Annotated in this window: 1 pseudogene; it reads left to right on the forward strand. The window is 54.8% G+C overall.

Annotated features, from left to right (window positions below):
- Nucleotides 1–228 (forward strand): annotated as a pseudogene (locus KVT39_RS37700) (hypothetical protein); the annotation flags it as partial.

A 228-nucleotide genomic window follows, 5' to 3' on the forward strand; every position in this document is an offset into this window, starting at 1 on the left:
CCTCTTCAGACGCGATCTCCATCAACATGGATGCAGTAACGAAACCATAGACGGCACACCTCCGCTCGTTGCGACGCAAAATCTCATCGCTTATCTTTCGCGGCGGCTAGAGGAAATCGGATCACTCACCGCAGTCGCTTATTCGTTGTTTGTCGAGTGGAATTCCGATCGCGTCTCTGCGCGGGTCGTCAACCGTGCGGAGCGCCACTATTCCGCCAAGCACGTTTT

This window comes from Burkholderia sp. GbtcB21 (assembly GCF_019091065.1).
GTDB lineage: Bacteria > Pseudomonadota > Gammaproteobacteria > Burkholderiales > Burkholderiaceae > Burkholderia > Burkholderia pyrrocinia_C.